General features: G+C 69.3%; 26 protein-coding genes. 8 read left to right on the top strand and 18 right to left on the bottom strand.

Annotated features, from left to right (window positions below; translation table 11 throughout):
* Positions 1-3 precede the first annotated feature (3 nt).
* Entirely contained in the window at positions 4-330 is a 327-nt protein-coding gene (locus C6N31_RS14955; RefSeq protein ID WP_138357356.1) for an Rv1322 family protein, read from the bottom strand.
* Between the two features lie 195 nt (positions 331-525).
* Here C6N31_RS14955 and C6N31_RS14950 point away from each other — a divergent pair, with 195 nt between their 5' ends.
* Positions 526-1,554: an LLM class flavin-dependent oxidoreductase gene (locus C6N31_RS14950; RefSeq protein WP_138357355.1), complete on the top strand. Its 1,029-nt coding sequence runs from the start codon at positions 526-528 to the stop codon at positions 1,552-1,554.
* 39 nt (positions 1,555-1,593) lie between these two features.
* On the opposite strand, the gene C6N31_RS14945 is transcribed toward C6N31_RS14950, so the two are convergent.
* Positions 1,594-1,986 (bottom strand): SCO5389 family protein, encoded by a 393-nt coding sequence (locus tag C6N31_RS14945; protein WP_138357354.1) that lies wholly within the window; start codon positions 1,984-1,986, stop codon positions 1,594-1,596.
* A gap of 224 nt (positions 1,987-2,210) precedes the next feature.
* Between C6N31_RS14945 and nucS the strand changes: the two genes are divergently transcribed.
* Positions 2,211-2,873, top strand: a complete 663-nt coding sequence (nucS, locus tag C6N31_RS14940) for an endonuclease NucS (protein WP_198357678.1) — start codon at positions 2,211-2,213, stop codon at positions 2,871-2,873.
* Positions 2,874-2,966: 93 nt separating this feature from the next.
* On the opposite strand, the gene C6N31_RS14935 is transcribed toward nucS, so the two are convergent.
* The 4 genes from C6N31_RS14935 to C6N31_RS14920 all read right to left on the bottom strand — a co-directional run bounded on the left by C6N31_RS14935 (position 2,967) and on the right by C6N31_RS14920 (position 7,682).
* On the bottom strand, positions 2,967-5,534 hold the full coding sequence (locus tag C6N31_RS14935) for an ATP-binding protein (protein ID WP_198357677.1): 2,568 nt from the start codon (positions 5,532-5,534) through the stop codon (positions 2,967-2,969).
* Positions 5,535-5,777: 243 nt separating this feature from the next.
* Positions 5,778-6,077 (bottom strand): STAS domain-containing protein, encoded by a 300-nt coding sequence (locus tag C6N31_RS14930; RefSeq protein ID WP_138355950.1) that lies wholly within the window; start codon positions 6,075-6,077, stop codon positions 5,778-5,780.
* A 130-nt stretch (positions 6,078-6,207) separates the two neighbouring features.
* Complete coding sequence (locus C6N31_RS14925) at positions 6,208-7,056, bottom strand: 3-hydroxyacyl-CoA dehydrogenase family protein (protein ID WP_138355951.1); 849 nt, start codon at positions 7,054-7,056, stop codon at positions 6,208-6,210.
* Between the two features lie 80 nt (positions 7,057-7,136).
* Positions 7,137-7,682, bottom strand: a complete 546-nt coding sequence (locus C6N31_RS14920) for a TetR/AcrR family transcriptional regulator (protein WP_244809423.1) — start codon at positions 7,680-7,682, stop codon at positions 7,137-7,139.
* Between C6N31_RS14920 and C6N31_RS14915 the strand changes: the two genes are divergently transcribed.
* Genes C6N31_RS14915 through C6N31_RS14905 form a run of 3 tightly spaced genes read left to right on the top strand, consistent with a single transcriptional unit; the run spans position 7,587 to position 9,729 of the window.
* On the top strand, positions 7,587-8,318 hold the full coding sequence (locus C6N31_RS14915) for an ABC transporter ATP-binding protein (protein ID WP_381586219.1): 732 nt from the start codon (positions 7,587-7,589) through the stop codon (positions 8,316-8,318). The two genes, C6N31_RS14920 and C6N31_RS14915, sit on opposite strands and share 96 nt — an antisense overlap.
* A 14-nt stretch (positions 8,319-8,332) precedes the next feature.
* The gene (locus C6N31_RS14910; RefSeq protein ID WP_138355953.1) at positions 8,333-9,142 is read left to right on the top strand and encodes an ABC transporter permease; all 810 of its coding nucleotides are present in this window, start codon (positions 8,333-8,335) and stop codon (positions 9,140-9,142) included.
* A gap of 14 nt (positions 9,143-9,156) precedes the next feature.
* Entirely contained in the window at positions 9,157-9,729 is a 573-nt protein-coding gene (locus C6N31_RS14905) for a cob(I)yrinic acid a,c-diamide adenosyltransferase (RefSeq protein ID WP_138355954.1), read from the top strand.
* Between the two features lie 219 nt (positions 9,730-9,948).
* Here the strand turns inward: C6N31_RS14905 and C6N31_RS14900 are convergent, their stop codons facing one another.
* A complete protein-coding gene (locus C6N31_RS14900; RefSeq protein ID WP_164293371.1) occupies positions 9,949-10,497 on the bottom strand; it encodes a hypothetical protein in 549 nt (182 codons plus the stop codon).
* A gap of 154 nt (positions 10,498-10,651) precedes the next feature.
* On the opposite strand from C6N31_RS14900, the gene C6N31_RS14895 reads away from it, so the two are divergent.
* The 3 genes from C6N31_RS14895 (at position 10,652) to C6N31_RS14885 (ending at position 14,682) form a co-directional block, all read left to right on the top strand.
* Positions 10,652-11,863 carry a sensor histidine kinase gene (locus tag C6N31_RS14895; protein WP_198357676.1) on the top strand — a complete coding sequence of 404 codons (1,212 nt, stop codon included), beginning with the start codon at positions 10,652-10,654 and terminating at the stop codon, positions 11,861-11,863.
* A complete protein-coding gene (locus C6N31_RS14890) occupies positions 11,860-12,510 on the top strand; it encodes a response regulator (RefSeq protein ID WP_198357675.1) in 651 nt (216 codons plus the stop codon). The genes C6N31_RS14895 and C6N31_RS14890 overlap by 4 nt, the downstream gene beginning before the upstream one ends.
* Positions 12,511-12,660: 150 nt before the next feature.
* Positions 12,661-14,682: a glycoside hydrolase family 18 chitinase gene (locus C6N31_RS14885; RefSeq protein WP_198357674.1), complete on the top strand. Its 2,022-nt coding sequence runs from the start codon at positions 12,661-12,663 to the stop codon at positions 14,680-14,682.
* A 186-nt stretch (positions 14,683-14,868) separates the two neighbouring features.
* Here C6N31_RS14885 and C6N31_RS14880 read toward each other — a convergent pair whose 3' ends face one another.
* The 11 genes from C6N31_RS14880 to C6N31_RS14830 all read right to left on the bottom strand — a co-directional run bounded on the left by C6N31_RS14880 (position 14,869) and on the right by C6N31_RS14830 (position 24,742).
* Positions 14,869-15,321: a DUF2550 domain-containing protein gene (locus tag C6N31_RS14880; protein ID WP_138355959.1), complete on the bottom strand. Its 453-nt coding sequence runs from the start codon at positions 15,319-15,321 to the stop codon at positions 14,869-14,871.
* Positions 15,322-15,418: 97 nt separating this feature from the next.
* Positions 15,419-15,793, bottom strand: coding sequence for a F0F1 ATP synthase subunit epsilon (locus C6N31_RS14875; RefSeq protein WP_187145018.1), 375 nt, complete (start codon positions 15,791-15,793; stop codon positions 15,419-15,421).
* A gap of 164 nt (positions 15,794-15,957) precedes the next feature.
* On the bottom strand, positions 15,958-17,400 hold the full coding sequence (atpD, locus tag C6N31_RS14870; RefSeq protein ID WP_138355961.1) for a F0F1 ATP synthase subunit beta: 1,443 nt from the start codon (positions 17,398-17,400) through the stop codon (positions 15,958-15,960).
* Between the two features lie 5 nt (positions 17,401-17,405).
* Positions 17,406-18,332, bottom strand: coding sequence for a F0F1 ATP synthase subunit gamma (locus C6N31_RS14865; RefSeq protein ID WP_138355962.1), 927 nt, complete (start codon positions 18,330-18,332; stop codon positions 17,406-17,408).
* A 2-nt stretch (positions 18,333-18,334) separates the two neighbouring features.
* A complete protein-coding gene (atpA, locus tag C6N31_RS14860) occupies positions 18,335-19,906 on the bottom strand; it encodes a F0F1 ATP synthase subunit alpha (RefSeq protein WP_138355963.1) in 1,572 nt (523 codons plus the stop codon).
* Between the two features lie 124 nt (positions 19,907-20,030).
* Positions 20,031-20,846, bottom strand: a complete 816-nt coding sequence (locus tag C6N31_RS14855; protein ID WP_138355964.1) for a F0F1 ATP synthase subunit delta — start codon at positions 20,844-20,846, stop codon at positions 20,031-20,033.
* Positions 20,843-21,388, bottom strand: a complete 546-nt coding sequence (locus C6N31_RS14850; RefSeq protein ID WP_138355965.1) for a F0F1 ATP synthase subunit B — start codon at positions 21,386-21,388, stop codon at positions 20,843-20,845. Before C6N31_RS14850 ends, C6N31_RS14855 begins: the two co-directional genes overlap by 4 nt.
* A 33-nt stretch (positions 21,389-21,421) precedes the next feature.
* A complete protein-coding gene (gene atpE, locus C6N31_RS14845; protein ID WP_138355966.1) occupies positions 21,422-21,658 on the bottom strand; it encodes an ATP synthase F0 subunit C in 237 nt (78 codons plus the stop codon).
* 66 nt (positions 21,659-21,724) lie between these two features.
* Entirely contained in the window at positions 21,725-22,555 is an 831-nt protein-coding gene (gene atpB, locus C6N31_RS14840) for a F0F1 ATP synthase subunit A (protein ID WP_138355995.1), read from the bottom strand.
* 207 nt (positions 22,556-22,762) lie between these two features.
* Positions 22,763-23,176 carry a Cg1360 family ATP-synthase-associated protein gene (locus tag C6N31_RS14835; protein WP_138355967.1) on the bottom strand — a complete coding sequence of 138 codons (414 nt, stop codon included), beginning with the start codon at positions 23,174-23,176 and terminating at the stop codon, positions 22,763-22,765.
* Between the two features lie 261 nt (positions 23,177-23,437).
* Positions 23,438-24,742, bottom strand: coding sequence for an MraY family glycosyltransferase (locus C6N31_RS14830; protein ID WP_138355968.1), 1,305 nt, complete (start codon positions 24,740-24,742; stop codon positions 23,438-23,440).
* Positions 24,743-24,875 lie beyond the last annotated feature (133 nt).

Raw genomic sequence — 24,875 nt, 5'->3', positions numbered from 1 at the left:
TTTTCAGTAGCGCGGTGCGTTACGGGACCGCTGCACCCTCGTGGTGCGGCGGTCTTTCGCGTTCCAGCACGCCCGGTGCCAGTGCCGGCGGTCGTCGACGCCCCCGCCGTACTCCGGCCAGGCCACCAAGTGGCCGACGGCGGGCGGAATCTCCTGGTCGCAGCCCGGGCACCGGTAGCTCTTGCCCGCGGCACTTCCGGCGATCGGCCGAACCGACCACTCCTCGCCCTGCCAGGTCTCGGTACGCTCGGGGCCGCGGCCCGAACCCGACTCCCCGGGACGGTCGGCGGGGCTGTCACCACCGCGCGGGTGGTTTCGACGCGGCGACATGGGACACCTCGCGGTTCGGTCGGATCGGGGCAGCTCGTCCCAGAGTACGCGGCGGGTCATGAGGCGGACGTACCTCCGATCCCGCTCCCACCCGGCCCTGTCCGACATCCACTGCCGAAAATCATGAAATCGCTGCGGTAGGCCGTGCCTTTGGCACGTGTCAAGCGTTAGTGCCTGTAGAGGAGGGAGTGACCAATGCGTGTTGGGACTTTTGTTCTCGCGGCTCAGTTCCCCGGCCAGGGCCAGGGTGAGGTGCTGCACCGGGCCGTACGGTCGGCCGAGCTGGCCGAGTCCGCGGGGCTGGACGCCGTATGGCTGGCCGAGCACCATTTCGTTCCGTACGGAGTCTGCCCGTCCGCGGTGACGCTCGCTGCGTTTCTGCTGGGTCGCACCAGCACCATCGGGGTCGGCACGGCGGTCAGCGTGTTGCCGACCGCCCATCCGGTGGCGCTCGGCGAGCAGGCGGCACTGCTGCACATAGCCTCCGGCGGCCGTTTCACCCTCGGTGTCGGGCGCGGCGGCCCCTGGGTGGACCTGGAGGTCTTCGGCGCCGGCATCGAGGCCTTCGAGCACGGCTTCCCGGAATCACTCGACCTGCTGATGCGCTGGCTGCGCGAGCCCCGGGTCGGGGCGGACGGGCCGCGCTACGCGTTCCGCGAGGTGCCCGTCGTCCCGCGCCCCGACGAGCTCGACGAGCCGGGACCCCCGGTGGTGGTCGCCTGCACCTCCCCCAACTCCGTCCGGCTGGCCGCGGAACGCGGTCTGCCGATGCTGCTCGGGATGCACTGCGGCGACGAGGAGAAGGCCGGGATGGTCGAGCTCTGGCAGCTCACGGCGCGGGCCGCGGGGCTCTCCCCCGAGGTCGTCGCGGCGGCCGGCGCCGAACATGTGTCGGCGGGCGTCGTCCAGATCGCCGACAGCCGTGAGGACGCGGTCGAGGCGCTGGTCAAGGCGATGCCCGGCTGGCTGCAACGCGGGCTGGCGGCCCATCAGACCGTGGACGGCAGCGCCCGCGCGATGCGGAACCCGCTCAGCTACACGGAGTTGCTCTGCGATCTCCACCCGGTGGGTACGGCCCAGCTCTGCGCCGACCGGCTGGCGGCCACCTCCGAGCGGACCGGGATCACCCGCTTCGCACTGCTGGTGGAGGGTTCGGGAGATCTGGCTGTCACCGAGGAGAACGTCATGCGACTGGGCAGCGACGTGCTCCCGCAATTGGCCTGAACCGGAGGCGGGAGCACGTGAACCGCTGTCACACGAGGATCAGCAGTCCCTGAACTCCGGTGACTGGTTGAGCAGTTGGGAGCGAACGGATGTAAACTTCCCGTAACTCCCGTCAACGGCCGGGTCGAGCGGGAAAACCGCTACCCGGTGGCAGTTCTGGAACGCGAGTCGGACCCCGAAATGGCGCTGCAGGGCACCGCGTATCGCGTCACTCGCCAGCGCGCGCAGCAGTTGACCGCGCGCCTGTTCGTCCGGCGGCGGCACCTGGTTGTCGGCGAAGGAACCACCGTCAACCTTGAGTTGCGCCACCAGTGAACTGATCATCTCCCATGCGTACGGCAGGGAGGTCCGGACGCAGTCGACGAATTCCTTCTCGTCGACCTCGCCTCGCTCGGCCTGTTCGAGGAGGGCCGGTGAGACGTCGAGCGACATGGGTACTCCTCTCGTGACCCCGCGATGTGCGGGGCCAGACGGACATGGACCGGAAACCGGCCGAGCTTCTCCCGCACGACGGCTTCCACATACAACGGTAGGCGGCACGGTCCTGGCGCACCAGGAGGTAGCGCCCACAACCGGCCAATTTTCAACAGTCGCCCGGACCCTCCTCTTGAGGGCGAATCGCGCACGGGGCGGGGCGTCGAGTAGCGTTGCCCACCATGCGCCTCGTCATTGCCCGCTGCTCCGTGGACTACGCGGGCAAGCTCTCCGCCCACCTTCCGTCGGCGACCCGTCTGCTCCTCGTGAAGGCTGACGGTTCGGTCTCCATCCACGCCGATGACCGCGCCTACAAGCCGCTCAACTGGATGTCCCCGCCGTGCACCCTCAAGGTGGGCGACGACGGTGTCTGGACGGTGGTGAACAAGGCCGGTGAGCAGCTGATCATCACCATCGAGGAGGTCCTCCACGACTCCTCGCACGAGCTCGGGATCGACCCCGGTCTCATCAAGGACGGCGTCGAGGCCCACCTCCAGGAGCTGCTCGCGGATCGCATGGAAGTACTGGGTGCGGGCTGGACCCTGATCCGGCGCGAGTACATGACGGCGATCGGCCCGGTCGACATCCTCTGCCGGGACGCCGAAGGCGTCACGGTCGCGGTCGAGCTCAAGCGGCGCGGTGACATCGACGGCGTCGAGCAGCTCACCCGCTACCTCGAACTCCTGAACCGCGACCCGCACCTCGCCCCGGTGAAGGGGGTCTTCGCCGCCCAGGAAATCAAGCCCCAGGCCCGCGTCCTGGCCACCGACCGCGGCATCGGCTGCGTCGTCCTGGACTACGACGCGATGCGCGGCATCGAGGACGACAAACTCCGCCTGTTCTGATCGCAGGCCGTTCCGCTCACGAGCGGATCACGCTAGGCGCGCTGGGCCCCGACCCGGGCGAACGTCCGGGGGCCGGGGCCTTCGCGTTACGTCCTAGCCGCCAGTGCCGGTGGAGGTGCCGCCGGTGGGGTCACCGGTCGTACCTGTGGTGGTCCCGGTCGACGTGCCGCCGGTGGGGTCACCCGTCGTACCCGTGGTGGTCCCGGTGGAGGTGCCGCCGGTGGGATCACCGGTCGTACCTGTGGTGGTCCCGGTCGACGTGCCGGTCGAGGTGCCGGTGCTCGTTCCCGTGCTGGTCCCGGTCGACGTTCCGGTCGAGGTGCCGGTGCTCGTTCCCGTGCTGGTCCCGGTCGAAGTGCCGGACGAGGTGCCGCCGGTCGCACCTGTCGACGTGCCTCCCCCTGCGGCCCCGCCGGCAGCGCCGGAGGTACCGCCCGTCCCGCTGGAGGACGATCCGCTGGTGCCGCCCGACCCCGGGGTGCTCGGCTTGCCCGTACCCGGCTTGCCCGTACCCGGCTTGCCCGACGTAGCGGGCGCTCCGCCCGGGGTCGTCGGGGCGGTGCCCGTGGTCGGGGTGCCCGGTTTCGTCGACGTGGTGCCGTCGGAGGTCTGCTGGTCGGCGGGGAGGCCCGCGTTCTGGTCGTCCGGTTGGGCGGACTCGACCGGCTTCACGTTGTTCGGCACGTTGCGGTTCTCGCTGCTGCCCGCCGAGGTGCCGAGCGTGACGACCGTGCCGATGATCGCCGCCAGTGCGGCGCCCGCGCCCGCGGCGAGGAGGTTGCGGCGGGAGTTTCCGAAGACGGTCCGTGCGGTCCTGCGGGCCGGCGGGCCGCCCGCGGCGAGCCGCTTGCTGATGACCGTGACGGGCGGTTCGTAGGAATCGCGGCCGGGCGCGGCGGACGCCGTGAGGTGCGAGTCCGGGCCGGCGCCGGGTATCTCCAGGCCGGCGCCCGGCAGCGTGAGCGCCACGGAGCCGCTGGAACGGTCGTTGACGAGCGCAAGGGTCCTGCGGCCCACCAGGGTGCCCTGGCGGTCGGCGAGCGCCCCGCGCAGGGCTATGGAGGCCTCCAGCTCGGCCCGGGCCCGGTCGAGGCTGCCGGTGCAGAGCGCGAGGACGCCCAACTCGTGATGGAAGTACGCCTCTTCGGCCACTTCCCCGGCCAGCCGGGCCGATTCCTGCCCGATCCGCAGTGCCCGCTCCCAGGCGCTCCAGTGCAGCGCGCCGGCGAACGCGGGGGCCGCGGTGCGGGCGAGGAGGACGGCGTTGCTGGGGTGTCCGGCGTCGCGGCAGGCGGCCATCGCGGCGAGGATCGCCTCGGCCTCGGTGGCGGCCCGCTCGGGGGCGACCGAGGGGTGGCCCGCCCACCAGGCGTAGTGCTGGGCCGCGGCGAGGGCGAGGGCGGTGTCCTCCGCCTCCGTGGAGAGTCCTACGGACAGCTGCTGACGCACCCCGGCGGCGAGCCGGTAGTGCGAGGCGACGGGGACGGCGAGGCCGCAGGCGGCTATCTCGCCGAGCGCGGCGTCACCGTGGGTGTCGCCCACGAGCGCGGGCAGGTGCGAAGGGTGCGGGCATTCGCCGTCGAGCGCGACGGCGAAGTCCAGCGCCTGCTGGGCCGCCTCGCTCAGCCGGGACGCGAGCAGTTCGGCGGGCGCGGCGCTCTCGGCGAGCGACGGCAGCGGTATACGACCGGCGGGCTCGGCGTCGAACGGGCCGTCGGCCTCGGGCCCTGAGCCCGAGGTCCAGACCGAGTCGTCCCACTCCTGCTCGGCCTCGATCGGGTTGCGCAGGACGTCGCGCTGCCGCAGCAGCGCACCGGCCTGGAAGAAACGCAGCGGCAGACCCTCGGACTCGAACCACAGGTCTGCCGCCCAGGCGGCCTCCTCCTCGTCGAGCGGGCGCTCCACGACGTGCTCCAGCAGAGCCAGGCACGCGACGCGGGTGAGGCCGGGCAGGAAGACCTCTTCGATCAGCGAGTCGGACGCGGGGGCGGCGACGTCCGGGGTCGCGGTGATCAGGAAGGCGCACTCCGGCACGGCGTTCAGCAGCTCTTCGAGCGCGGCGCCGCCGAATTCCAGGTCGTCCAGGACGACGATCGCGCCGACGTCGCTCAGCAGCTCCAGGAGCCGCGGGCGGTCGGGGCGGTACCCGTCGACCTCGTAGACGAGGGAGAAGAGGTCCTGCAGCAGGTCGGCGGAGGTGCGGCGGTAGCCGGACAGCCGCAGTATCCCGTCGGGCGCGAGGTCGGCGCAGGCGTCGGCGACGACGTCCAGCAGCGAACTGCGGCCGGCGCCGGAGGGGCCGGTGACCCGCACGGAGCGGCCGCGGGCGAGCAACCGGACGAGCCGCTCCCGTTCCTCTTCGCGCTCCAGCAGCGGCAGCTCGGGCGCACGCGGGCCCGGGGGCAGCTGCGGGCGGCGGTCCTTCGCCTGCCGCAGCCGGTCCTGCGGGGTGCGGCGCGCGGGAGCGCGCCGCTCCTCCGGCGGGCACTGCGCGACCTCGCTGCCGTCCACCGGGTTGACGGTGAGCAGGAAGTCGCCGGCGACCACCTGGACGACCCGGGCGGGACCGGGGCGACCCGGGTCCCCTTCGGGCCACAGGGTCTCCCCGCCGAAGACGGGGGCAGGCTCGCGCGGCGGGCGCGGTATGCGCGCCAGCGCCATGGTCTCGTCGGCGGCACCCGTCTCGGGCTCTGGTACCGCGAGATCGTCTGGTCGACCGGAGTGTGGGTCCATTGTTTCCGCCCCCCATATGCGTCGCGTACGGGGTCGTGTCGGACCACCGTAGTCCGCTTAGCCGGACCGGTCCGGTTCCCCTCCTCGACCCACCGAGTGGCAGGCCGGAAACCGAACTCTAAAGCCCCGGACAGTATTGCCGAAGGGCAGGGGCGTTGCGCTCCCCTTACATCACCTTTCAGCCTCGATCGCCAGGATTCGGTGCAGTCGTGTGGCTACGAGCAGCCGCTGCATCTGTGGCGGAACGCCCCGCAGCACGAGCCGTCGGTTGACCCGGCCCGCCCTTCGGTGCGCTCCCATGATCACGCCCAGCCCCGCGGCGTCCCACGAATCCAATGCTGTCAGGTCCAGCACAAGATCGCCGCAACCGGAGTCCACGGCGGTGTGCAGGACGGTACGGGCGTCCGCCGCGCTGCGGACGTCGAGACGGCCTCCGACGACCAGCTCGGCATGGTCGCCCTGGATATGCATAAATCGCTCCCGTTGGAGTGATGGTGTGATGGGTTCCGCGATGGCTCACCACAACTGACGGTTCGTCGCATATAAACGTTGCCGTCTGTGAGCGAACCGATACCGAATTCACTCCTGGGAGTGAAAAGGGTTAGTACGTGTAGAAGCCCTGTCCGCTCTTCCGGCCCAGATCGCCGGCGTCGACCATGCGGCGCATGATCTCCGGTGCGGCGAACTTCTCGTCCTGCGACTCGGCGTAGATGTTGCCGGTGGCGTGCAGCAGGATGTCGACGCCGGTCATGTCCGCGGTGGTCAGCGGACCCATCGCGTGGCCGAAGCCGAGCTTGCAGGCGATGTCGATGTCCTCGGCCGACGCGACCCCGGACTCGTAGAGCTTGGCCGCCTCGACGACGAGCGCCGAGATCAGCCGGGTGGTGACGAAGCCCGCCACATCGCGGTTGACGACGATGCAGGTCTTGCCGATCTCCTCGGCGAAGGCCTTGGCGGCGGCCAGCGTCTCGTCACTGGTCTTGTAGCCGCGCACGAGTTCGCACAGCTGCATCAGCGGTACCGGCGAGAAGAAATGGGTGCCGACGACGCGCTCCGGGCGCTCCGTGACCGCCGCGATCTTGGTGATCGGGATGGCGGAGGTGTTGGAGGCGAGGATGGCGTCCTGCCGGGCGATCTTGTCGAGCGCCCGGAAGATCTCCTGCTTGACCTCGATCTTCTCGAACACCGCCTCGACGACGATGTCGGCGTCGGCGACGGCTTCCAGCTCGGTGGTGGCGGTGATCCGGGCGAGCGCCGCCTCGGCGTCCTCGGCGGTCATCTTCCCCTTGGCGACGAACTTCCCGTACGAGGCCTGGATACCGCTCAGACCGCGGGCGAGCGCCTCGTCCGTGACGTCACGCAGCACCACGTCGTAACCGGCTGCCGCCGATACCTGGGCGATGCCGGAGCCCATGAGACCGGCTCCGATGACGGCGAGCTTCTTCGCCACGACACACACCTTTACGTTCGGGGATTCTGGCCGGACCTTAACGCCCGCTCACACCCCGGCGCAGTAGGAAGAGAGGCGGGTCACTCTGTGTCTTTCGTCGCATAGTTGAGGATCTCGTCGCTCAGCAGGGCTTCCATGGCGTCCAGTTTGACCAGAACCGCCCGCGAGACCTCGTTGGGCTCGCCGCCGTCGGCCATCGCGCGGCCGATGCCGCGCATCACCGTGTTCTGCAGCCAGGCGATCTGACCGGCTACCAGTTCGGGCATCAGATCGCCCCGGTCCGCGCCGGTTTCCCGCTCCAGGGTGCGGGTCAGGTCGTCCTGCGCGAGGTTCTGCATCCGCCAGACCTTGGCCATCAGCGTGGGCGAGGAGTGGCAGATCCGCATGAAGCCGGCGTAACCGGGGATCAGGCCGAGCGAGGGCGAGACCATGACCAGCTCGTCGCGCAGCGCGCGGACGACGGCTCCGGCCGCGGACTCGCCGGGCCGCCGGCCGCGCACGATGCCGGAGAGCCGCTCCACGACCGCGTCGTGCCGGTCGAAGAACAGGTCCGCCTTGTCGGGGAAGTAGTTGTAGACGGTGTTGACCGACACATCGGCCGCGTCGGCGATCTCGGCGATCGTCACCCCCTGCGGATGCTCACCACGCTCCTCGCCCCCACCGGCGGCAGCGCCACGGTCGCCGGCCGCGATCTCGCCCGCGACCCCTCGGGGGTGCGTGAGCGGATCGGCTACGTCGCCCAGGCCGGCGGCGTCGACCCGGCGATCTCGGTCCGCGAGGAGCTCGTCACCCAGGGCCGGATGTACCGGCTGGCCAAGGACGAGGCCACCGCCCGCGCCACGGAGCTCGCCGGCCAACTCGGCCTCGACGGGCTGCTCGACCGCAAGTGCGCCGCCCTGTCCGGCGGTCAGCGCCGCCGGCTGGACATCGCCATGGGACTCACCCACCGGCCGCAGATCCTCTTCCTCGACGAGCCGACCACCGGACTCGACCCGGGCAGCCGGGCCGACCTGTGGGACCTGGTGCGCACCATCCGCGCCGAGCACGGCACGACGGTCTTCCTCACCACCCACTACCTCGACGAGGCGGACGCGCTCGCCGACCGGCTGGTGGTCGTCGACCACGGACGGATCGTCGCCGAGGGCACCCCGCGGGCCCTCAAGGCCGAGTACGCCGGCTCGCCCGGCGCGACGCTGCAGGACGCGTTCCTCGCCATCACCGGGCGCAGCGCGCCCCAGGACACCACGCCCGTCGCCGTCTGATCCGGAGCCCCGCCATGTCGTCCACCACCGTCACCGCCCCCGCCCCCACGACCAGCCCCACCGCCCGGCTCTCCCATCTGCTGTCCGACACCGCGCTGATCTTCAACCGCTATCTCCGGCAGACCGTGCGCTCCCGTCTCGGGCTGGTCTTCGGTCTGCTCATGCCGCTGCTCTATCTGTTCTTCTTCGGGCCCCTGCTGCGGGACCTGCCGCTCGGCGGCAAGGGCGACGCCTGGCAGACCCTCGTACCCGGCCTGATGATCCAACTCGGCCTGTTCAGCGCCGCGTTCTGCGGATTCGCCATCCTGATCGAGAAGCAGAACGGGATCGTCGAGCGGATGCGGGTCACACCGGTCAGCCGGCTCGCGCTGCTGCTGGGGCGCACTCTGAAGGACGTGCTCCTGCTGCTCGTCCAGTCGCTGGTCCTGGTGCTGGCCGCGGTGGCGCTGGGGCTGCGCACCCCGGTCCTGGGCGCGGTCGTCGGCTTCCTGTTCACCGGGCTGCTGACGATCTCGCTGGCCTCGCTGTCGTACGCCTTCGCGATGCGCGTCAACACCCCGCAGGAGTTCGCCCCGGTCATCAACGCCGTCAACATGCCCGCGATGCTGCTCTCCGGCCTGCTGCTCCCGATGTCGCTGGCTCCCCAGTGGCTGAACGTCGTCTCGCACTTCGTGCCGTTCCGCTATCTCGTGGACGCCGTCAGGGCCGCCTTCGTCGGCGACTACTGGACGGGCACGGTCGGCGTGGGCGCGCTGGTCGCCGTCGCGTTCGCGGTGGTGTCCGTGACGGTGGGCACACGGGTCTTCACCAGAGCCGGTGCGTGACTACGCTCGGCCGTATGGTCAATCTGACGCGCATCTACACCCGCACCGGGGACACCGGCACGACCGCCCTCGGTGACATGAGCCGCACCGCCAAGACCGATGTACGGATCTCGGCCTACGCGGACACCAACGAGGCGAACGCCGCCATCGGGGTGGCCATCGCGCTGGGCTCACTGCCGGCGGAGGTCTCCGCGGTCCTCACCCGAGTGCAGAACGATCTCTTCGATGTCGGTGCGGACCTCGCCACGCCGGTGGCCGAGGACCCGAAGTACCCGCCGCTGCGCGTCGAGCAGTCGTACATCGACAAGCTGGAGGGCGACTGCGACCGCTTCCTGGAGGAGCTGGAGAAGCTCCGCAGCTTCATCCTGCCCGGCGGGACGGCGGGGGCGGCCCTGCTGCACGCCGCCTGCACGGTGGTCCGGCGCGCGGAGCGCTCGACGTGGGTGGCGCTGGAGCAGTACGGCGAGATCATGAACCCGCTCACCGCGACGTACCTCAACCGGCTGTCGGACCTGCTGTTCATCCTGGCGCGGACGGCCAACAAGGAGCACGGCGACGTGCTGTGGGTGCCAGGCGGCGAGCGCTGACCGCCGTGGGAGGCGGCGGCGATGAGGCAGACCCCGACCAAGCTCCTGCAACCTACGGGCACACGGTGCCCAGCGCCGCGGAAGAGGCCCGACTGCGCGACCGCATGACCTCGCGCCACCGCGCCGCCTACGAGAGGGACCACGGTCCGTTCGCGGACCGGGAGCGGGAAACGGCGGCCGGCATCTGGTCACGGGCGGAGAGTGCCGAAGGGTGAGAGCTCACCCGCGGATCGCGGCGCGCTCGCGCTTCGGCCAGATCGTGTAGCTGGCGGCGATGACCAGGTTGATGCCGGTGATCATCGCCATCCGCAGCTGCCACTGCGTCAGCGCGGCCGTCCGGTCCGCGTCGCCGACCGCCCGGACGGCCGCCTGCAACAGCACCACGGCGATGACCGCCGCGAGCGCCGTGCGGGCGAGGATCCGCCACTCGTGGACAGCGCGCGCCCTGCCGTACTTGGGCGCCCCGGCCGGCTTCGGTCCGCCGGCGAAGCGGTGGGCGAAGTGGCCGTCGGCCCACGTCACCATGGAGTGGCCGTAGGCGATCGAGAAGCCGATGTAGGCGGCGGCCAGCCCGTGCTTCCAGTCGGCGGTGGCGCCCGCGCGCAGGTCGAGGACGGTGGCGGCGAGCAGCACCACGTCCACCAGCGGCACGCAGGCCAGGACCACCGCACCGGCCTTCGGCCGCCGCAGCGGATAGCGCAGGACGAGCCCGGCCGCCAGCACCAGCCAGAAGCCGATCTCGCACGCGACGATCACGGTGATGATCATTACCTGACACCTTTCCCTCGATTTCCTCCAGCCTCGCGGGCGTCCCGCCCGGTTACGTCGTCGCGCCTGACGATCCGCGTCTGCATCCTTCGATGTACCGGTCTACGACCGGCGGACGACGCCCGGACCCCCCGCGGCATGCTGTGATGGAGGCATGCCGCTCGCCCTCCCCCGCCCGCACCCGGTCGATGTGCGGATCGCCGCCGCCGGGCTGCTCGGCGGGCTGGTGATGTGGTCGTTCGGCCTCTACACGCATTCGGGCCGGGCGCCGCAGGTCCCGGCCTGGGGGACGTTGCTGCCGCTGGCGCTCATGGCCGGCTGCGAACTGCTGCGCCGGGTCGCCCCGCTGGTGGCGATCATCACCGGCGTCGTCGCCCTGACCGCCGACATAATCATCGGTTCGCTGCTGGTCACGGTGCTGATGTTCACCGACGTCGTCTACGCGGCCGTGCTGTACGGCCCGAAGCGCATGACGCGGTCGGTGCCCGCCGTGAGCATCGTCATCACGACGGCGATCACCATCACCCTCGCGCTGACCCAGCGCAACGCGCAGGCGCTCTCCGGCGGCCTGATCTGCGCGCTGATCTCGGTGGCCCCGGCCTGGAGCGGGATCATCGTCCGCCAGCACCGCGACACCGCGGACGCGGCGACGCTGCGGGCCGAGCAGACGACGCTGCTGGCCGAGCTGGACCGGCAGCAGGCGGTGACGGCGGAGCGCGCCCGGATGGCGCGGGAGCTGCACGACATGGTCGCCAACCACCTCTCCGCGATCGCCATCCACTCCACGGCCGCGCTGTCGATCGACAAGCGCGAGGGCCCGGCGCGTGACGCGCTCGGGGTGATCCGGGAGAACAGCGTCCAGGGACTCTCCGAGATGCGCCGGCTGATCGGGCTGCTCCGGGACACCGAGGGGGACGCGGCGCCGGCCGCCGCGCCCACGCTGAAGGCGCTGGACGCGCTGCTGGAACACGCCCGCGTGGGCGGCGCCGAGAGCGGGCAGACGTTCGCCCTGCGGGACGACCGCCCGCACGACGCTCCCCCGCTGTCGACCCCCGTCGAGCTGGCGGCGTACCGGATCGTGCAGGAGTCGCTGACCAACGCGCTCAAGCACGCGGCGCCCGGCGAGGTCCTGGTCGTGCTGGAGCAGGACGAACGGGCCCTCACCGCCACCGTCAGCAGCCCGTTCGGCGACCGGGACGGTCCGCGCGCGCCCGGTTCCGGTTCGGGTCTGATCGGTATGCGGGAGCGGGCGGAGCTGCTCGGCGGCTCCTTCGAGGCGGGCCTGGAGCAGGCCGCGGACAGTGACGGCAAGGTGTGGCGGGTGCGGGCGGTCCTGCCCTTCGACGGCGGGGGACGAGCAGGATGATCCGTGTGGTGGTCGCCGAGGACCAGAGTGCCGTGCGCGCCGGGCTGGTGATGATCCTGCGCTCCGCCCCCGACATCGAGGTGGTCGGCGAAGCCGCCGACGGCGAGGAAGCGGTGCTGCTGGCCCGTGAACTGCGCCCTGACGTGGTGCTGATGGACATCCAGATGCCACGTCTCGACGGCGTCGAGGCCACTCGGCGGGTGGTCGCCGAGCAGCTCGCGGACGTCCTGGTGCTGACCACCTTCGACCTGGACGAGTACGTCTTCGGAGCGCTGCGCGCGGGCGCCGCCGGCTTCCTGCTCAAGGACACCGACGCGGAGCGGCTGCTGGAGGGGGTGCGGCTGGTGGCGCGCGGCGATGGGATGATCGCCCCGGCGGTCACCCGGCGACTCATCGGAGCGTTCGCCGGGCAACCGGCGAAGCGGTCCGTCGACCCCGCCGTTCTGGACGTTCTGACCCCCCGTGAGCGCGAGGTGCTGGCGTGTCTCGGCAGCGGGCAGTCGAACGCCGAGATCGCGGTGCGGCTGGAGATGGCCGAGGCGACGACGAAGACGCACGTCAGCCGGATCCTGGCGAAGCTGGAGATGCGCAGCCGGGTCCAAGCGGCGGTACTGGCACAGGAGTTGGGTATGGTCCAGACCTCTTGACCTATGGTCCAGACCTTTCTACGCTCACTCACACAACAGATGGTGAGCGGACCATGACAATCACGCGATGAAACACCGTCGGAATGACTGTCGGGCGTGCTCTCCGGGCGGCGCAGGTTCCCCCCTTCCCCCCAACCTCGAGGAGCACCCTTGAGAACAGGAACCGCACAGCTCATCCGGCGCAGATCAGCGGCGGTCGCCACCGCGCTGCTGCTCCCGCTGGCCGCGATCGTGGGCCTGGCCACCCAGGCGAGCGCGGCCGCGGCCGCCACCGCGACCTACGCCAAATCGTCCGACTGGGGCACCGGATTCGGTGCCGGCTGGACCATCAAGAACACCGGCACGACGACGATCACCTCCTGGACCGTCGAATGGGACTACCCGACCGGCACCTCGGTCACCTCCTTCTGGGACGCGACCGTCACCCACACCGCCAACCACTGGACCGCCAAGAACGTGGGCTGGAACGGCACCCTCGCCCCCGGCGCCAGCGCGAGCTTCGGCTTCAACGGCGCGGGCTCCGGCAGCCCGAGCGGCTGCAAGGTCAACGGCGGTTCCTGTGACGGCGGTACGGTGCCGGGCGACAACCCGCCCTCCGCCCCTGGCGCCCCCACGGCCAGCGGCATCACCAACACCTCCGCCACCCTGTCCTGGACGGCGGCGACCGACGACAAGGGCGTCAAGAACTACGACGTCATCCGCGACGGCACCACCGTGGCGACCGTCACCGGCCTCACCTACACCAACACCGGTCTGACCGCGGGCACCGACTACATCTACACCGTCAAGGCCCGCGACACCATCGACCAGACCGGCCCGGCCGGCAACGCGACCATCGTGCACACCACCGGCGGAGGCGGCGGCGACCCCGGCAGCACGTACGCCAAGGTCGGCTACTTCGTGCAGTGGGGCATCTACGGCCGCGGCTACACCGTGAAGTCCCTGGTCAGCACGGGCGCGGCGGCGAAGCTCACGCACATCAACTACGCCTTCTCCAACATCGACCCGACCAACCTGACCTGCATGAACGGCGTCACCAAGGCCACCACCAGCAACCCGGAGGACCCCAACCAGGGGGACGGCGCCGGTGACTCCTGGGCGGACTACGAGAAGGGCTTCAGCGCCGGCGAGTCCGTCAACGGCAGCACCGACACCTGGGACCAGCCGCTGGCCGGCAACTTCAACCAGATCAAGCAGCTCAAGGCCAAGTACCCGAACCTCAAGGTCAACATCTCGATCGGCGGCTGGACCTACAGCAAGTACTTCTCGGACGCCGCCAGGACCGCGGCCTCGCGGCAGAAGTTCGTGCAGTCCTGCATCGACATGTACCTCAAGGGCAATCTGCCCGTCAGCAACGGACGCGGCGGCCCCGGCTCCGCGGCCGGTGTCTTCGACGGCGTGGACATCGACTGGGAGTGGCCGGGCTCGCCCGACGGGCACCCCGGCAACCACTACTCCACCGCGGACAAGGCCAACCTCACCGCTCTGCTGGCCGAGTTCCGCACCCAGATGAACGCGCTCACCACGACCACCGGGAAGAAGTACCTGCTCACCGCGTTCACCCCGGCCGACCCGGCCAAGGTCGACCTCGGCTGGGACATCAGCGCCAACGGCATCTTCAAGTCGATGGACTTCGCCAACGTCCAGGGGTACGACTTCCACGGCTCCGGCAGCGACAACAGCTGGGAACCGCTCCGCACCGGCCACCAGGCCAACCTCTATCCCGACACCCAGGACCCGTACACCACGCACTTCAGCGTCGAGGGCGCCGTCAACAAGTACCTCGGCGCCGGCGTCAGCCCGCGCCAGCTCACCATCGGCCTCGCCTTCTACGGGCGCGGCTGGCAGCAGGTCACCGACGGTGGCGTGCACGGTGAATGGCAGGCGGCCAACGGGGCCGCGCCCGGCCAGTTCCCCGAGGAGTCCGGCACCCGCGGCTACAGCAACCTGATCGCCTCGGTCGGCGGCCTCACCGTCTACCACGACGAACAGTCCGTGGCGACGTACGGCTACACCGGCGCCAACGGCCAGTGGTGGAGTTTCGACGACACCTGGTCGATCGGCAAGAAGAGCGCCTGGATCAAGTCCAAGAACCTGCTCGGCGCGATGATCTGGGAGATGTCCGGTGACACCGGAACCCTCATGACGTCCGTGGACAGCGGGCTCAAGTAGAAGCCCCCCGGCCGGGGCCCGACACGCCGCCCGTCGTCCCCGGCCGGGGACACACAGAAAAACCCTCAAGCGCCGGGCGGGCTGATCATTCAGCCCGCCCGGCGCTCGAGGGCAAAAGCACTAAGCCACATTGACCCTCCCCCAGACTCCGTCCGGGGGTGCCCCCATACAGCGAGGCCCCTCTATTTAAGCCACATTGACTCGCTGGCCGGGAGGTGCGGCCTCCAGCCAGGCCAGGAAGCCCGTCAGGGCGTCCTCGCTCATCGCCAGCTGCAGCCGGGTGCCGCGGTGCGCGCACAGCAGCACGGTGGCGTCGGAGAGCAGTGCCAGCTCCTCCTGGCCCTGCGGGGGCCGACGGCTGAGCACCTCGATCGCGGGACGGTCCAGCACGCGCCGCGGCCGCGGCGAGTACGAGAAGACCCGGAACCACTCGATCCGGTCACCGCTGTACCGGGCCACACCGTAGACCCAGCCCTTGCCGGTGGACTCGACCTCTTCCCCGTCGGCCGGGGCCGGTCGCAGACTGCAGTCGAAGGTGCCGCCGGGGCGCTGGATCAGCCGCCGGCGGAGCCCGAAGACGAACAGTCCCAGCAGCGCCGCTGCCACAATCCCGCCACACACCTGAAAAGCGAGGATCACGCCCACCGACCTCCTCGCCTAGGAATGGCTACTGCCCTTACTGTGCCGGAGCCGCGGACCGCCCCATGGGCTGTCCGCGGCATCCAGGTATATCCGCTCAGTGACCGCTCGAAACGGCGGCCAGCCGGACCTCGGCGCGCCTTTCGGCGGCTGCGTCGGTGTCGGCCTTGGAACGCTCCAGAGCCCGCTCGGCACGCGCGACATCGATCTCGTCGGCGAGCTCCGCGATCTCGGCGAGCACCGAGAGCTTGTTGTCGGCGAAGGAGAGGAATCCACCGTGTACGGCGGCGACCACGGTGCCACCGTCGCTCGTACGGATCGTCACGGGACCGGACAGCAGCACACCCAGCAGCGGCTGGTGTCCCGGCATGACGCCGATGTCACCGGACGGCGTGCGCGCGATGACCATGGTGGCTTCGCCGGACCAGACACTGCGGTCCGCTGCGACCAGCTCGACGTGCAGCTCAGCCAAGACGGCTCCTCGGTTCGGCACCCACCGCTTCCGGCGGGTGTTGGGTCAAAGAATAGTGGAGGTTTCCCCGGCGTTACCGCCAAGGACCCGCTCCCGCGGGTGCGCAGGGGGTGAAAGGTGCTGTCGTACGCACCGTCCACCCCCCGCGCGTCGTGCCGCCGGACTCAGCTGACGCCGAGCTCCTTGGCGTTGCGCACCAGGTCCTCGATACCGCCGCACATGAAGAACGCCTGCTCGGGGAAGTGGTCGTAATCACCATCGGCGATGGCGTTGAACGCCGTGATCGACTCCTCGAGCGACACGTCGGAGCCGTCCACACCGGTGAACTGCTTCGCCACGTGGGTGTTCTGCGACAGGAAGCGCTCGATCCGACGGGCGCGGAAGACGGTGAGCTTGTCTTCTTCACCCAGCTCGTCGATGCCGAGGATCGCGATGATGTCCTGGAGGTCCTTGTACTTCTGCAGGATTCCCTTGACGCGCATGGCGCAGTCGTAGTGGTCCTGCGCGATGTAGCGCGGGTCCAGGATCCGGGACGTCGAGTCCAGCGGGTCGACCGCCGGGTAGATGCCCTTCTCCGAGATCGGACGCGACAGAACGGTCGTCGCGTCCAGGTGGGCGAAGGTCGTCGCCGGGGCCGGGTCGGTCAGGTCGTCCGCGGGGACGTAGATCGCCTGCATCGAGGTGATCGAGTGACCGCGGGTCGACGTGATGCGCTCCTGCAGGATGCCCATCTCGTCGGCCAGGTTCGGCTGGTAACCCACCGCGGACGGCATACGGCCGAGCAGGGTGGACACCTCCGAGCCCGCCTGGGTGTACCGGAAGATGTTGTCGATGAAGAAGAGCACGTCCTGGCCCTGAACATCGCGGAAGTACTCCGCCATGGTCAGACCGGCAAGCGCCACGCGAAGACGGGTGCCCGGGGGCTCGTCCATCTGGCCGAAGACCAGCGCGGTCTTGTCGATGACGCCGGACTCGGTCATCTCCTCGATGAGGTCGTTGCCCTCACGGGTACGCTCACCGACACCCGCGAACACCGACACACCGTCGTGGTTGTTGGCGACGCGGTAGATCATTTCCTGGATCAGCACGGTCTTGCCGACACCGGCACCACCGAACAGACCGATCTTGCCGCCCTTGACGTACGGGGTCAGCAGGTCGATGACCTTGACGCCGGTCTCGAACATCTCGGTCTTGGACTCGAGCTGGTCGAAGGCCGGGGCCTTGCGGTGGATCGGCCAGCGCTCCGTGATCTCGACCGTGGACGGGTCCACGTTCAGGATCTCACCGAGGGTGTTGAACACCTTGCCCTTGGTGACGTCGCCGACGGGGACGGTGATGCCCGAGCCCGTGTTAATCACCGGGGACTGGCGGACCAGACCGTCGGTGGGCTGCATCGAGATGGTGCGGACCAGGCCGTCACCCAGGTGCTGGGCGACTTCCAGGGTCAGCGTCTTCAGCTTGCCGTCCTCGGCCGGGTCAGCGACCGTGACGTGCAGAGCGTTGTAGATCTCCGGCATCGCGTCGACGGGGAATTCCACGTCGACGACCGGGCCGATGACCCGAGCGACGCGGCCAGTAGCCGTGGCCGTTTCAACAGTGGTGGTCATAGTGGTTAGTCACTCCCCGCGCTAGCGTCGGCGAGGGCGCTCGCGCCACCGACGATCTCGCTGATTTCCTGGGTGATTTCGGCCTGGCGGGCCGCGTTGGCAAGCCGGGAGAGCTTCTTGACGAGGTCTCCGGCGTTGTCGGTCGCCGACTTCATCGCGCGACGGCGGGCAGCGTGCTCGGAAGCGGCGGCCTGCAGCAGTGCGTTGTAGATCCGGCTCTCGACGTACCGCGGCAGCAGGGCGTCGAGGACGCCCTCGGCCGACGGCTCGAAGTCGTACAGCGGCAGGATCTCTCCCTTGCCGTGCGACTCCTCCTGCGCCTTCAGCGCCTCCGTGTCGAGGCTGAGCGGAAGCAGGCGGTTCTCCACCGGCGACTGCAGCATCATCGAGACGAACTCGGTGAACACGATGTGGATCTCGTCCACACCGCCCTCGGCCGTGTCCTGCTGCACCGCCGCGATCAGCGGTGCGGCGATCGCCTTGGCGTCCCCGTAGGACGGCTGGTCGGTGAAGCCCGTCCAGGACTCCACGACCTTCCGCTCACGGAAGTTGTAGTACGCGACGGCCTTACGGCCGACGAGGTACGAGTCGACCTCCTTGCCCTCCGAGCGAAGCCGCTCGGTGAGCCGGTCCGCAGCCTTGATCGCGTTGGACGAGTACCCGCCGGCCAGGCCGCGGTCGCTCGTGATGAGCAGAACCGCGACCCGGGTGGGCGACTCGACCTCGGTGGTCAGGGCGTGCTTGGTGTTGGAGCCCGTGGCGACCGCGGTCACCGCGCGGGTGAGCTCGGTCGCGTACGGACCCGATGCCGCCACCTGACGCTGCGCCTTGACGATGCGCGAGGCGGCGATCATCTCCATCGCCTTGGTGATCTTCTTGGTCGCGGTTACCGACTTGATGCGACGCTTGTAGACCCTGAGCTGGGCTCCCATGCTCAGCCCTCACCCAGGAGCTTGCCGTCCGACGTCTCAAACTGCTGCTTGAAGGTGGCAACGGACTCGGCAAGCGCCTGCAGCGTGTCGTCGGACATCTTGCCGCCCTCGACGATGCTGTTCATCAGGCCCTTGTGCTCGCGGCCCATGTAGTCGAGGAGCTCCCGCTCGAAGCGGCGGATGTCCTCGACCGGGACGTCGTCCATCTTGCCGGTGGTGCCGGCCCAGACGGAGACGATCTGGTCCTCGACCGGGTACGGCGCGTACTGGCCCTGCTTCAGCAGCTCGACCATGCGCTTGCCGCGCTCCAGCATGCTCTTCGACGCCGCGTCCAGGTCGGAACCGAAGGCGGCGAACGCCTCCAGCTCACGGTACTGGGCGAGGTCCACGCGCAGTCGGCCGGAAACCTGCTTCATGGCCTTGTGCTGCGCGCTGCCGCCGACTCGCGAGACCGAGATACCGACGTTCAGCGCCGGGCGCTGGCCCGCGTTGAACAGGTCGGACTCCAGGAAGCACTGGCCGTCGGTGATGGAGATGACGTTGGTCGGAATGAACGCCGACACGTCGTTCGCCTTGGTCTCGACGATCGGCAGACCGGTCATCGAACCGGCGCCCATCTCGTCGGAGAGCTTCGCGCAACGCTCCAGCAGACGCGAGTGCAGGTAGAACACGTCACCCGGGTACGCCTCGCGGCCCGGCGGGCGGCGGAGCAGCAGGGAGACGGCGCGGTAGGCGTCGGCCTGCTTCGACAGGTCGTCGAAGACGATCAGGACGTGCTTGCCCTGGTACATCCAGTGCTGGCCGATGGCCGAGCCGGTGTACGGGGCGAGGTACTTGAAGCCGGCCGGGTCGGACGCCGGAGCCGCGACGATCGTCGTGTACTCGAGAGCGCCCGCCTCCTCCAGCGCACCGCGCACGGACGCGATGGTGGAGCCCTTCTGGCCGATGGCGACGTAGATGCAGCGGACCTGCTTCTTCGGGTCGCCGGAACGCCAGTTGTCACGCTGGTTGATGATCGTGTCGACAGCCAGGGCGGTCTTGCCCGTCTGGCGGTCGCCGATGATCAGCTGACGCTGACCGCGGCCGATCGGCACCATCGCGTCGACGGCCTTGAGGCCGGTCTGCATCGGCTCGTGCACCGACTTACGCGCCATGACGCCGGGAGCCTGCAGCTCCAGGGCGCGACGGGCGTCCGTCTCGATCTCGCCGAGGCCGTCGATCGGGTTGCCGAGCGGGTCGACGACCCGGCCCAGGTAACCCTCGCCGACTGCGACGGACAGGACCTCTCCGGTGCGTCGCACCGGCTGGCCCTCCTCGATACCGCTGAACTCGCCGAGGACGATAGCGCCGATCTCGCGCTCTTCGAGGTTCAGCGCGAGACCGAGGGTCCCGTCCTCGAACTTCAGCAGTTCGTTCGCCATGGCCGAGGGAAGACCCTCGACCTTCGCGATGCCGTCACCGGCCTCGCTGACCGTGCCGACCTCCTCGCGCGAGGCGGCGTCCGGCTGGTACGACTGGACAAAGGTCTCCAGCGCGTCCCGGATCTCCTCCGGCCGGATCGTGAGCTCCGCCATCTGGGTTCCCTGCTCTCCTTGTTGGGCCCGAAGTTTCCTGCGGGTGCCTGGGGGTCGTCCCCGGCAGGCACCTCGCTACGGCCCAACTCGGGCCGCGGTCATGCTCTTGAGTTGGTGGCTGGTCTCAGCCGGCCATCCGCCGGGCCGCCTCTTCGAGACGGTCGGCGATGGTGCCGTTGATGACCTCTTCGCCTACGCGCACCGTGATCCCGCCGAGGACCGTGGGGTCCACGTCGAGGTTCAGGTGCACCTGCCGGCCGTACAGCTTGGCCAGCGCGGCGCCGAGGCGCTGCTTCTGCTGGTCGGTCAGCGGTACGGCCGAGACCACCACCGCGACCATCCGATTACGGCGGGCGGCTGCCAGCTTGGACAGGGCTTCGAGCCCTGCTTCCAGGCTACGTCCCCGCGGGTGGGTGACAAGCCGGGCGACCAGTCGCTCGGTGACCGGGCTGACCCGGCCGTCGAGCAGTGAGCGCAGCAGCTCGGCCTTGGCCGAGGTCACCACGACCTTGTCGGTCAGCGCGGCCCGCAGCTCGCTGCTGCCGGAGACGATCCGGCCGAAGCGGAACAGCTCGTCCTCGACGTCGTCGAGAGCGCCCGCGCGCTGGGCGGCGACCAGGTCCGCGGCGTAGGAAAGCTCCTCCACCGCGTCCGTCAGGTCACGCGACCGGGACCAGCGGGAGCGGACCAGGCCCGACACGAGGTCGAGGGTCTCTCCGCCGATCTGGCCGCCGAGCAGTTGCTCGGCCAGTCCTGCCTTGGCCTCGCCGGTCTTCGCCGGGTCGGTCAGGGCACGCCGCAGCGATCCCTCGCGGTCGAGCAGCCCCGTGACGGAGGCCAGCTCTTCCCCGAGCTTCGCCGCGTCGACGGACGTGTTGTCCGTCAGCGCGTCGAGCTGCTCGCGTCCGGCGGCCAGTGCCTCGCGGCTCGCGCCGTTCATCGCGTGGCCTCGGCCTTCTCCTCGAGCTCGTCGAGGAAACGGTCGATGGTGCGGCTCTGCCGGGCGGTGTCCTCGAGGGACTCGCCGACGAGCTTGCCGGCCAGGTCGGTGGCGAGCTTGCCCACGTCCTGGCGCAGCGCCTGCGCGGCGGCCTTGCGGTCGGCCGCGATCTGCGCGTGGCCGGCCGTGACGATGTCCTCGCGCTGCCGCTGGCCTTCCGCGCGCATCTCGGCGATGAGCGCGGCGCCCTGCTCCTGCGCCTCCTGGCGCAGTCGCGCGGCTTCGTGCCGGGCCTCGGAGAGCTGCTCGCGGTACTGCTCGAGCGTCTGCTGCGCCTCGGCCTGGGTGGCCTCGGCCTTCTCCATGCCGCCTTCGATGGCCTCGCGGCGCTCGTCCAGAACCTTGTTGATGTTCGGGAGGAGCTTCTTGGCAAGGAAAATGAAGACGATGGCGAAGGCGATCAGCCCGATGATGAGCTCGGGGATCGGCGGGATGAGGGGGTTTTCCGCCTCCTCCGCAGCGAGCTGAACCAGGGGGTTCACATCAGTGCCTTTCGTCGAAGATGCGTCGGCTGATTACTTGCCGAACACGAACGGCATGACGATGCCGATCAGCGCGAGTGCCTCACAGAACGCGAAGCCGAGGATCTGGTTCTGACGGATCAGGCCGGCGGCCTCGGGCTGGCGGGCCAGGGCCTGCGTGCCGTTACCGAAGATGATGCCGATACCAATGCCGGGGCCGATGGCCGCGAGGCCGTAGCCGATCGAGCCGAGGGAGCCGGAGACGGCAGCGAGGTTCTCCACAGCGGACATGCTGTTTCTTCCTTCTCTTTCACAAGCCGGTGGGGGTTGGCCACCGGACGTCTGGGTGGGATGGGCTCAGTGGTGCTCGGCGAGCGCGCCCTGGATGTAGTTGGCGGCCAGGACGACGAAGACGTAGGCCTGGACTGCCTGGATGAAGAGCTCGAAGGCGGTCAGCACGATCACCATCACGAACGAGACACCGGCGTAGGCGATACCGACATCGTTGAGCAGGTACCAGCTGGCAATGGTGAACATCAGCAGCAGCAGGTGGCCGGCGAACATGTTCGCGAAGAGCCGGACCGTGTGCGTGAAAGGACGCACAAGGACGTTCGAGAAGAACTCGATGCCGACGGCCATGGGGAGCACCGCGCCGAGCGACTTGTCGTAGCCGGTGATGTTCTTCAGTCCGCCGACGAAGCCGTGCGTCTTGAAGGTCAGCGTCATCCAGGTGACGTAGACGATCGCTGCCATCCCTGCGGGGAAGGCGATGATCGATGTCACCGGGAACTGGGCGACCGGAACGATCGACCACAGGTTCATGATCCAGACCATGAAGAACAGCGAGACCAGCAGCGGAACGTACTTCTCGCCCTGCTTCTTGCCGAGCGACTCGTAGACGATCCCGCGACGCACGAAGTCGTATCCGGCCTCGCCGATCATCTGCAGCTTGCCCGGGACCAGCTTCGGCCGGTTGAAGGCCGCCCAGAAGAATCCGACGACGACGACCGTGCTCAGCAGAGCAAGCAGCATCGGCTTGTTGAAGTCGAAGCTGCCGATACTGAAGATCGGTTCGAAGACGAAGGAGTGCAGACCCGGGGAGGGGAAGCCGCAGTGGCTCGAGTCGAAGATGTGGCAGTCGGTCTCGAAGGCGAGAACCTGGTCAGCACTCACCGCGAGCTCCTTCAGCGTGGCACATGGGTAGGGCAACCTCGATGTGTCGGCGCGGCGTGCAGCCACGGAACGGCACTGGACTGGTCTTGCAGATGTGGGGGCGGCGCATCGGCTTCGAGCCGAGAGGCTGAGCAGGCAATCTCGCCGCCCGCGCCAGCTCTGCCGCAGTTGAGACCGGACGATAGCAAATGAGCGGCGACGCCTTTACCGCGCCCCTACCATTCACGACGTGGACCCTGCGGAATCCGGGTCCACGTAGAAGATCTTGGCCTTCATATGAGCGCGAGCCTGGGCAAGGATCCAGACCAGGGACGCAGCGAGCACCGAGAAGGCGAAAGTCGGCAGGTCGAACAGCGTGGTGTGCTTGAACAGCGCAAGGATGATCGCGAGCACCAACAGCTGAGTCGTGTAGAGCATCAGGCCCATGGCCTGGAACAGATGTGGCAGGGACCTCGCGGTCCGCTGCAGCGCGAACAAGCCAATACCCATGAAGATCATGACGATCACAGCACCGAGGGCGCCGCCGATCGCTCCTTTGCCACCGGTGACCATGCCACCGACAGCGACAGCGATGACGCCGGCCGCAACGGTGGGGACAGCGCAGTGAAGGAACGTTCGGACGTCGTTGGACTGCATGGTGGCAGCTCCTCCGGCGGGAGTTGGGGGAAAGCGGCTGGTCGTCGGAGACGAGCGTAGACCCGGACCGAGGACGTGCCTCACGCCGGAAGACCGTCGCACTAGGGTCTTTCGGCTTGTTTCCCGGGTTTCGTGAACGGTATCACAAAGTATTTGATGCGGTCTTTACCTTGTAAGTGTGCTGCCTGTCACACGGAAGGAGTAGTCGGCGTGTCGTCCGGCTGACGTCCAACTCGGCGTCTGGTAGAGGCGCACAGCCGATTACCTGCGGCTGTCGACCGGGCGTCGGTCGGGCAGCCGGGAGCGGTCGCCGATGGCCGTCGAACCGTGCACGCCGGCCGCTCCGCCGGCGCGGATCAGCTGCTCGGCGGCGAGCTGCGCGGCCTGCGTCGTCCGGCGCTTGCGGCGGTAGCGCGGCGGCACGAACGCCTCGGCCCAGCGCGGTGCGCGCGGCCGGAACCGCGGCAGCAGCAGCACGACCAGGCCGACGGCGCTGAGGACCATGATCACCAGCACGATCCACAGGCTGGAGGAGTTGAGCGAGAAGGCGACCGCGCCGAACGCGATCAACGCCGACCAGAAGTACATGATCAGCACGGCCCGGCTGTGCGAGTGGCCGATCTCCAGCAGCCGGTGGTGCAGATGTCCGCGGTCGGCGGCGAACGGCGACTGCCCGTTCCAGGTGCGGCGCACGATGGCCAGCACCAGGTCCGCGGCCGGGATCGCGATCAGGGTGAGCGGCAGCAGCAGCGGCATGTAGACCGGCACCATGAAGTGCACGGTCTCCCGGGTGGACCCCGTCATGTCGGTGATGGCGTCCGGGTCCACCTGGCCGGTGATGGAGATCGCGGACGAGGCGAGGACCAGGCCGATCAGCATCGAGCCGGAGTCGCCCATGAAGATCCGGGCCGGGTGCAGGTTGTGCGGCAGGAAGCCCAGGCACATCCCGATGAGGATCGCGCTGAACAGCGTCGCGGGGGCGGCCGCCTCGACGCCGTAGCCGTACCACATGCGGTAGGCGTACATGAAGAACGCGATGGCGGCGATGGCGACCATGCCGGACGCCAGGCCGTCGAGGCCGTCGACGAAGTTGACGGCGTTGATGGTGATCACGACCAGCGCGACGGTGAGCAGCGTGGACTGGATCGGCGAGAGTGAGACGGTGCCCACACCGGGGACCGGCAGCCACAGGATCGTCAGACCCTGCAGCACCATGACGCCCGCGGCGATCATCTGGGCGCCGAGCTTGATCAGCGCGTCCACGCCCCACTTGTCGTCCAGCACGCCCAGCAGCCAGATCAGGCCCGCTCCGGAGAGCAGCGCCCGCGGCTCGTTGGACAGCTCGAAGACGCTGCTGAGGTTCCACAGATGGGAGGAGACCAGCAGACCCGCGCACAGCCCGCCGAACATCGCGATCCCGCCGAGCCTGGGTGTCGGCTCCCGGTGCACGTCCCGCTCACGGATCTCCGGCATGGCGCCGGCCGCGATCGCGAACTTCCGCACCGGGCCCGTCAGCAGATACGTAACGGCGGCGGTCACACAAAGCGTCAGCAGATACTCGCGCACAGGGCTGCCTCCGGCAGGGTCGGCCGGACGAAGCGGTGCTTCAGGGGCGTCGGGCAGGTCCTCACAGCGTCACACCTTAGTGGCGTCGTACTCCCAGCTGCGAACATCTGCGAAGACTCACAGATACCGGCCC

This window comes from Streptomyces fildesensis (assembly GCF_016107395.1).
In the GTDB taxonomy this organism is placed as follows: Bacteria; Actinomycetota; Actinomycetes; order Streptomycetales; family Streptomycetaceae; genus Actinacidiphila; species Actinacidiphila fildesensis.
Note: the sequence above shows the minus strand (reverse complement) of the source record. Positions and strands in the feature narration are given on the sequence as shown.